Here is a 9,148-nt window from a genome sequence, read left to right as displayed (position 1 = left end):
GCTGGCTATGGAACACCGTGGATAAAGTTGTGACAGAAGCGATCAGCTCCGAGCAAAGATAAATTTTTAAAATAGCTCCTCATATTTTGGAAATTTATCTCTTATTTCTGAGGAGTTGCTACTTGAATGCCTTGGATAGGTCGTGAAAAGTCTGGTCTATATCAAGCAATAAGAACAAACAGAGAAAAATAGCTTCTCATATTTTTCCTCTATTCAGACTTATTTCCGTAGCTGTAAGTCTTTGAAACAAAATTCTCTTAAAAAAGTTAAATCTAAAAACCGTGGAGTCTAACTCAGTGGCTGTATAAAGGGTCATTTATCCTATAGTTAAGGAGAAAAATACACTCATCCTTTCGCATAGAAAACTTTTACCTGCTTTATGGAAATGATACTAGATTGGTCCATTACTCCTAACTGAATTTAAAACCGTTAATTAAGAAAGGCTGAAAGAATCATGCAAAAAAAGCATTTTTATTTTACGATCAGTATTGCCCTCCTCTCATTATTGCACTTATTGTTTAGCTATTTTTATGTGCGGATGTACGGGTATTTTAATCTTCATGGAAACCTAAACAGTTTTATTTTAATTTCTCAAGTCTTCCGTTTGGCTTTAGACGCGTACATTGTTTTATGTGGCTTTTTGGCTATTCGTGAGGACAAACAAAAATTATTGCCATTTTATTTGCTTTTCTTCTTATTTAACTTAATCCTGCCATTTCTATTTCACGTGTAGGATTTTTTTCTAAGGAAAACTTTGGTTTTTTTTTCGAGTCTGCTAAAATAAGGTCAAAAGTACTAAAAAAACAAAAAGTCATCAGGAGGTTTTACGAGTGAAACAATTTGCTTCTAAAGAAGAAGAAAAACTTTATTATGAACACGAAGCAAGTGAAATTGATTTTCTTAATTGGTATCAAAAACAAGAACGTCCAGAATATGATAAACCTTCTTTGACTGTTGATATCGTGTTAATGTGTTACAACAAAGAAGAAGACCAGTTAAAAATCTTGTTGATCCAAAGAAAAGGACATCCTTATCGAAATTCTTGGGCATTACCTGGTGGATTTGTACAAAAAAATGAGTCAACTGGCGAAAGTGTCTTACGTGAAACTAAAGAAGAAACTGGTGTCGTCATCTCTCAAGAAAATATTGAGCAATTGCACACATTTAGTACACCAAATCGGGATCCTCGTGGATGGGTCGTCACCGTTAGTTACTTAGCGTTTATTGGAGAAGAACCTTTGATTGCTGGTGACGATGCAAAAGAAGTTCGCTGGTTTACATTAGAACGCCAAGGAAACAAAATCTACCTGACAAGTGATGAGGTGGCTATTACGTTAGATTTACAAACGAGTGAATCTTCTGGTCAAGATACTTTAGCATTTGACCACAGCGAAATCATCACGAAGGCATTTAATCGAGTCATCAATAAGATGGAACACGAACCGCAAGTCTTGCAAGTTCTAGGAAAAGATTTTACCATCACCGAAGCAAGAAAAGTGTTTGCCAAATTTTTAGGAATTGACTTTAAAATGATTGATCACTCCAATTTCAAAAAAGCCATGCTGCAATACTTTGATGAAATTGGTGAACGTCCTATAGGTATCGGGCGCCCATCAAAAATTTATCAATTAAAACTCGAACATTATGAATAAATCATAAAAAATAAGTTTTAGAAGTGACTCCCTTCTAAAACTTATTTTTTTACTTTATATTGGGTGATCCCATACACCACGAATGGCAACAACACTACGATAGATCCGCCTATTAACCAAATGATTAGTTTCTTTAAAAGAGCTTTCTTTTGGCTTTTAAGGTTCTCTTTCGCTGACTCCAACGTAGCAAGTGATTTTTCGTAATCCTGATTCGTTGAATGACTATCGGCAAATACTTTTTCTGCTAAACTTAATTCAGCAGAGAAATCTTTCCAAGTTTCTTTAGTGTATTTTTCTTCTTTTAAAAAACGGCATTTATAAATCAACCGTGACAATTTAGATTTTGGGCTTAATTCTTCTGTTGTTGTCGCCGTCACACTGCTTTTTGTCGCTTGCTGATCAGCATAAATATCTAACTTGCTCCCACTGACCAACAAAAACACGAATAAAAAACTTATGATAAAAAAACATCTTCTCATAAAGAATCTCCTTTTTCATTTGAAACTAAGAAGGCAGAAACAATGTCGTGAACACCGTTTACATGTATTTAGAGCGTGAGATGAAAGTATTCTTTCCATTTTATCCCACGCTCTTTTGTCATAATGAATCCATCAAATTTATAGAAGTGTCACAAGCAGAAAAGAAAAAATAGCTAGAGCCACTAAAAAATCGGAAAAAGCCCACTTTATAAAGATAGTTTCTTTTCTTATTTTTCCAACTTTCAATCACTTAACTTCACTAGTTTATTTTTGTTTCCAAAATAACTCAATATACTTCCTAAAACCACATAGGACATCCCAATCATCAAGGTTAAATTTGAGGCATATCCAGCGATATCCTTAAGTACAGCTCTGTTTGTCTGACTGGAAAGAGCCAACTGATCAAATGGGATCAAACCTAAAATAATTGATGCACTTACTAATAAGATGGCTGTACCCCAAAATGAGTAACATAACTCATTAAATATAGTCTTTCTAAATAAAACAAGCAATAATATAATTGTAATCGCTGCATTAATCGACATAATCAGGGTGAAGGTCGTCGCAATCGGTACAATCGTCTCTAGCGTTTGACTAAAAAAGAGAAAACTAGTATTTATTTCTCCCTTTATTTTATTTATGAGTTCATCAGCCACTTTATTGATGTTTTCTTTGTCTTTTTCAGTAACCTCAGATGTCGTACTCTCCACATATTGGTTGATTTTTTCTATCATTCTTTTCTTTAGTGTTAAATAATCCACTTTTTTAGGACCTGCTTGGATTTCTTTTTCGGTAATCACAGAATCTAAGACATTTTTGGGTAAATTTGCCCCTAAACTGTAATTTTGGATCGTCTGATTCACTTCTTTAATAAAGGTTTCTTGATTTCGTTTTGTTTGGACATTCGCAGTTATCGTTTTATTTAAAATAAAGCTGAAACTTCCTAAAGCCAACCAAATAAATAAAATAAAACTCATGAGCAGCTTTATAAAAGCATTTCTTTTCACTTATTCGGATTACCTCCTATTTTATTAATGGTCCTGAAGTTTTTTCTGCAATAAGATAATGTCTTTTATCTGTTAAAGAGATTCCTTCTTGACGATCACAAGTGTATAAGATGACTCCTGAATTTTTATTTGCTAACATATCAAGAATTTCTTTATCATTATTTTTAGCAATTTTTATCTTTTTTATAAGAAAAGTATACTGCCCATATGTCGTGTTAATGTTAATAGTGTCCCCTACCACCAGATGATTTACATTTAAAAAATAAGGAATAGTATGACCACCAATTAACGCATATCCTTCTTCTCCAGGTAACTTACTGCCAATATATTGCCCCATACCTTTGGCTAAAATTTCGTCACTATCCCCCCAATACAATGGACTTGTGATGTTTAAAGCAGGGATATCAATGCGTCCGTATTGTTCACCAAATTTAGGATAGGAGAGATGAAGTGAATCAATCGTTCCTTCTTTTTGGTCAGAGTAGGCGGAATCTGAAAGGCTTTTAGTATCTATGTTTATTTTTGGCCTCTCTTCTAAAAAAAAGACTTTCACTGATCTTATCATTTCTCCTATTTGTAAATACTTGCCGGTAAACATGATTGTTCCTAGAAGGATCAGACAAAAAGCAACTGCAACTAAAAAATTGGTGATTAGTTGGGTTAGATATTTCATAAATTATTTTTCACTTTTCTTTTTAAAAAGAAAGCCTGCTACCCCCAATAAAACAATACTTGTAGAGCTTGCTAAAACAACATTGGATAAGTCTGTACCTGTTTGTTTAACTGGTGAACCGGATTGATAAATAATATTGCCTTCTTTATCCGTGATTGTCATGCTTGCTTCTTTATTACGCGTTAAATAAGCTTTACCAGCATCATCAAAAACCACAGTTAACCCCAGTAAATCCCCTACTTTGATGACATGATTCATTAATTTTTTGATCACATCAGTTTTCATTTTCTTGACAGCACTATGCACAGTTGTAGTGTTTGAAACATTCACTTCTGTTTGTTGACTAAATAATTTTTTGGCTTCTTTGATTTCATGGATAGCCTGTTGTGCATTGGTTGACTCAATTTCAACAGTTTTAAAATAATTTTCTGCTGCATTTAATTCGCTAGCTGTAAATGAGAATGATTTTCCATTTAAATTGACTGCTTCACGCAACTCATCAAGAATAGCTTTTTCATTTTCATTAACAGCGTTGGTTAGCTTAGTTGTATCATAACTTTTAATAACACCTTCTGTATCTGTATAGTCTGCCGCATGAGTTGTCAATGACCACATAGATGAAAAGATGACCGTCCCTGTAATAATCATTTTTTTCAAATGTTTATTTTTCATATGAAATCCTCCAATTCATTGATTTTTAGTTTAAAAAGAAAATTATCGAAATTTCTCTAACTGATCACCTCAATTTTGTTGCATCAAACGACAATTTAGTCATTTATATGATTAAATAATAAAGATTCTCTTTTATCTGGATTATTCATTTTTTAACAAATTGATAAAATGAAAATAAGGTCACTATTGTTTATTTGATAAACTACAGGAAAAATGATTATTGGAGGAGTATAGTGATGAAATATAAACGAAATATCAAAATGAAAGAATATACTTTAGGAAAAGACACGCACGTCAGTGGCGAACTCCTAGGAGATATCAAAACCATTCGTTTAGAAGTCGATGGTGAATTAAAACGTGGTTCTACCTTAGAATTTACAGATAAAACAGCATTTAATTACTATGCGATTGATAAAATCAAAAATAAACATTCAAAAGTTTATATGGTCGCATTTGATGACAACGATCAGTATGTGCTTAAGCGAAGAGTAAAAATTAAATAATCTCTTGCAAAACGTTCATATGTATACTTGTGAATAGACATTTCAACTTTCACTCAATGATGACACAACCATAATTTTTCCTCTGGTTATGGCATTATTGAGTGTTTTTTTAGGAAAAAATTTTTCTATCAATGAAAAAAATTACTATCCTCAGTATTCATTTTTCAAAATTGATTCCATAAAATGCATTTTTTAATAAATAAAACTTCTTTCGATACAATAAAACGTAGGTTGCTACTTTTATTGATCGAAAGAAGTTTCTAAATCTTCATCTCTCTATCAGAAATGTTATCTTTTAAATAAACAGTTTAGCGATTTAATACCAAGAGTCCATCTGTTACCGTATATTGGTAATTACCTTGAGTATTGTGTTTTAAGTTGCTATGGTTTACCGCTAATCGTGTATCATTTGCTTCACGGTGAGTCACTGTAACCACATCACCATCTTGCAATTCAACCGTATCTTCTGCTTTAGGATAGCTTTGATTTCCAATGTATTCTTTCTCAAAAATTGTTTGACCGTCACGGACAATGGAAATACTTGCATAGCGATCAGTGAAATAAGAGTGAGGTGTACCTTGATTTGTTCGAATAGTTGCCGTATTTCCTGCAACATTTAAAGTAGCAAACGTCCAATCGCCCAGTCCTCTAAACGTAAATTCTTGTAAGTTTTGATGAGCTCGTTCCACTTTTTCTAGTAATTGTTGTTTGGCTTCACTTTCAGGTAAAGCTGTCACCAATGCTTTAGCAGCATCAATATCTTTTTGCATCATTGTTGCTTTTACTTTTGTGTCACTATTTTCTTGGAATAAATCAGCCACAGCTTCTGTCGCTTCTTTCAAGTAGCTAGTTAAAGAAATATTGATCGTTCCATTTTCTTTAACAAACATATAAGGTTTTTTAAGATATCCTGTGTTTGTCTGTAATTCAAGTGAATACACGCCATTAGGGATATTTTCTAATGTCACTTCTCCTTGATTCAAGGTCACTTCTTGATACAGCTTATCGCCATCCATGATTCTTAATTTCACACCATCAAATAAATCTTCGTCTGTGAAATTCAATGTAACATCACTAGTTAAATTCATTGCTTTTAACTCATCATTTGTTACCAGAGATAGTACGGAGCTTAAACGATTTTCTTGCGTAAATTGATCAATGGCTTCAGATAACTGATCATTTGGCACAACTTGAGCTAAATGCGCAACAGGAACATATTCCTGCTCTTTTACTTGTTGTCTTGTCTCTTCTTTAACAGTCAATCCCCAAGCATTGAATACAGGAGAAAAATCATATTTATTTGTTTCACCTAAATATTGTACCAATAAATCTGGTAATAGGTAGTTGTTCGCATTGAATCCTGGCTGACTAGCCAGTTCTCTGTATTTCACATAGAAGTTTTTAAATCCTTCATTACCCGCTTTATCAATCAAATTAGACAAGACTAATAATTGATTTCTTACTCCGATCGCTTGATAATTTGGATTTTCTTGAAGAATTGATTCTAGTATTTGTTGCTCTGTAGCTTGCTTATTTTGACCATACAGCCAGCCAGTTCGATCTGCTTCTTCTTTTCCAAGTTTTTCGTATTGGTAGAAAACACCATAAATATTGTTCCATACTTCACCAGAATTCATTCCTTTACTCATGAAATGTCCTTGATAACCGTGACCAATTTCATGTAAAGCGCCCCAGCCGTCACCCAACCATGGAGCCGCTGAGCTACTTGTGTTTGCTGCCCAAGCCCCTCCGTAATATAGTGCGCCTACTCCATTAGCATCTGCTTTAAAGAAATATCTTCTTGGAGAGGATTTGTGGATTGGGTTACTTGCATCTGGTGAAAGACCAATCCATTCGTCATATTTTCCTAAAATATCATTGTCATACATTTGAACAACTGAACGCAAATTACTATTGGTTGCTTGCGTTTTATTTTCCTCTGGGAATAATGTCTGGAATCGATTTCCTTTCACTAACCCATATCCATTAGTAAGATTCCATGTTTGATTAAATTCACTTTGTTCTGTAGTGAGATCAAATACAGGTAATTTACGATATGTTCCTTCAACTGTTACTTGGATGACTGGTTTTTCCATATTTGTTGCATGGTAAGGTGTATAAACAAATGGTACTGTGAGATCTTTCGCCTCTAGTGTTACTTCATTTTTGCCAAATGAGATGGAAGATTCTTTATTTGAACCATTTGCTAATAAACGTAGATTCATGTTCTCATTATAATTTGGATTCACTTGCTTGATTTTTATTTTTGAACCTCGTTCAAGCTGAATGCCAAGGTCTTGACGGTCGTGCCCGTTACCCATATTAATACCTGCATTGAGTGTTCCTGCTGGTCGTTCTGTTGTATGAATTGTTTGCTCTTTGACTACGTTTATTTTCTCACGAGCAATTTCAATATCTGCATTGTCATAGGCGATCAAATAGACTTCATCCGTTAAGTTTTTAATCTTATCGACTGCATAATATTTAAACGGACTATTCCCTGGAACTGAACGTGCAAACAGTTTACCATTAACCTCTAAACGAAGCGCGTGAACCTCTCCTGTATATTCCCCTCTTAGATAGTTATCACCACTACCTAATTTATATTCATTTGGTGTAATCGTACCTTTTCTTGCCGTTTCGATAGTTACTGGTTGTTTATCTAATATATTTCCTTTGGCATCATACGCAATAATATTAACCTTATCGTTCATATTGTCTATCTTATCAACTGCATAATAGCGGAATTTATTACCAGAAACGCCGGCTTTTGCCTTTAATTCGCCATTGACTTCTAAACGAACATGATCCACATCACCTGTATAAGTTCCATGAATATAACGGTCACTATTTCCTAATACGTATGGATCTGTCTGAATTGTTCCTACTAACGCATTGTGGATTGTGACTTCTTTGCGATCAATTTCATTTCCGTTTTGATCATAGGCAATAAGTGAAACTTGATCAGCAACATTTTTAATTTTATCCACCGCATAATAACGGAAATTATTACTAGAAACGCCGGCTTTTGCTTTTAATTCACCGTTGACTTCTAAACGAATATGATCCACATTTCCGGTATAAGAACCTTCAATATAGCGATCTGAACTATTTAACGTAAAGGATACTTCAGAAAGTGCTCCTTGGACTGGCAGAACGTTTACTTGCTGACGATCTACTTGGCGATCGTCTTTATTGTAACCAACCAAAAAGACTTGATCATTTGGACTCTTGATTTTGTCAACTGCATAGTATTGGAAGCTTTCGCCTTTAACTGTTGATTTTGCATAAGGCACTCCATTGACTTCTAATCTTAAGTAGTCAATATTTCCTGAGAATGTTCCACGAATGTAACGATCACTACCCAAAAGTTGGAAATCTTCTACAGTTAGTGAACCAACTAACGAATCAAATAATTTTTGTGCTTGATCCACTTTAGCTAATAATTGTTGTTTCAAAGGCGAATCAAGTAATGCATTAACTTTTGTTCTAGCATCATCAATTTGCTCTTGCGTGTTGCTTTCTTTTGGTTCTTCGCCCTCAAAGAGATTATTTACTGCTGTATTAGCTTCTGTAAAAGCAACTGTTTGATCAACTAACAATCCATCTTGAACCAAATAAGTATAGTTTCCACTGGTATTTGGTTTTAATTCCTCATGATTGACTACATAGCGTGCAGCGTCTGGTTCTTTCTTCATGATCGTCACAATATCGCCATTTTGTAGATCCACTTCTTCTGTTTGAGTAGGATAAGAAATATTTCCGTTATATTCTTTCGAAAATACATTTGTTTCTCCACGTTTAACGTCAATAGTTGCATAGTTATCTTTAAAATAATAATGAGGTTTTCCAGAGTGGGTGCGTACCACTAATTTCCCTTTGGTTACAGTGATTCGTGAAAATAGAAAGTTTGAGATGCCTTTTAATTGAATCTCTTGTAACCCTTCAAAGGCTTGATCAACTTTGGCTAATAATCTTGTTTTCTCTTCGCTATCTGGCAACGCATTGACTTTTTCACGGGCTTCATCAATCGTTGCTTGTAATAGGTCTTTCTTGACAATAGTTTGTTCTTCGTTTTCATATAGTCCTTTGACTGCCGCTTGTGCCTCTTTTATAACTTTATCGGAGGCTTCGATTAATAAACCATCTTGAACGACATACC

At 34.1% G+C, this 9,148-nt stretch carries 8 protein-coding genes; 3 read left to right on the top strand and 5 right to left on the bottom strand.

What is annotated here, in order from left to right; genetic code table 11:
* Positions 1–454 precede the first annotated feature (454 nt).
* Together EVI01_RS14245 and EVI01_RS12795 are read left to right on the top strand one after the other, a co-directional pair.
* A complete protein-coding gene (locus EVI01_RS14245) occupies positions 455–733 on the top strand; it encodes a hypothetical protein (protein WP_010750463.1) in 279 nt (92 codons plus the stop codon).
* Positions 734–830: 97 nt separating this feature from the next.
* Positions 831–1,652 carry an NUDIX domain-containing protein gene (locus EVI01_RS12795; RefSeq protein ID WP_010750462.1) on the top strand — a complete coding sequence of 274 codons (822 nt, stop codon included), beginning with the start codon at positions 831–833 and terminating at the stop codon, positions 1,650–1,652.
* 41 nt (positions 1,653–1,693) lie between these two features.
* Here EVI01_RS12795 and EVI01_RS12790 read toward each other — a convergent pair whose 3' ends face one another.
* The 4 genes from EVI01_RS12790 to EVI01_RS12775 all read right to left on the bottom strand — a co-directional run bounded on the left by EVI01_RS12790 (position 1,694) and on the right by EVI01_RS12775 (position 4,483).
* Complete coding sequence (locus tag EVI01_RS12790) at positions 1,694–2,131, bottom strand: hypothetical protein (RefSeq protein ID WP_010750461.1); 438 nt, start codon at positions 2,129–2,131, stop codon at positions 1,694–1,696.
* A gap of 242 nt (positions 2,132–2,373) precedes the next feature.
* Positions 2,374–3,138: a hypothetical protein gene (locus EVI01_RS12785; protein WP_010750460.1), complete on the bottom strand. Its 765-nt coding sequence runs from the start codon at positions 3,136–3,138 to the stop codon at positions 2,374–2,376.
* Positions 3,139–3,154: 16 nt separating this feature from the next.
* On the bottom strand, positions 3,155–3,811 hold the full coding sequence (locus tag EVI01_RS12780; RefSeq protein ID WP_010750459.1) for a class D sortase: 657 nt from the start codon (positions 3,809–3,811) through the stop codon (positions 3,155–3,157).
* A 3-nt stretch (positions 3,812–3,814) separates the two neighbouring features.
* Positions 3,815–4,483 (bottom strand): hypothetical protein, encoded by a 669-nt coding sequence (locus tag EVI01_RS12775; RefSeq protein WP_010750458.1) that lies wholly within the window; start codon positions 4,481–4,483, stop codon positions 3,815–3,817.
* Positions 4,484–4,719: 236 nt separating this feature from the next.
* Between EVI01_RS12775 and EVI01_RS12770 the strand changes: the two genes are divergently transcribed.
* A complete protein-coding gene (locus EVI01_RS12770) occupies positions 4,720–4,986 on the top strand; it encodes an immunoglobulin-like domain-containing protein (protein ID WP_010750457.1) in 267 nt (88 codons plus the stop codon).
* A gap of 308 nt (positions 4,987–5,294) precedes the next feature.
* Here EVI01_RS12770 and EVI01_RS12765 read toward each other — a convergent pair.
* The coding region (locus EVI01_RS12765; protein ID WP_146811716.1) for an immunoglobulin-like domain-containing protein at positions 5,295–9,148 on the bottom strand (3,854 nt) is incomplete at its 5' end.

This window comes from Enterococcus villorum, assembly GCF_007990225.1.
In the GTDB taxonomy this organism is placed as follows: domain Bacteria; phylum Bacillota; class Bacilli; order Lactobacillales; family Enterococcaceae; genus Enterococcus_B; species Enterococcus_B villorum.
Note: the sequence above shows the minus strand (reverse complement) of the source record. Positions and strands in the feature narration are given on the sequence as shown.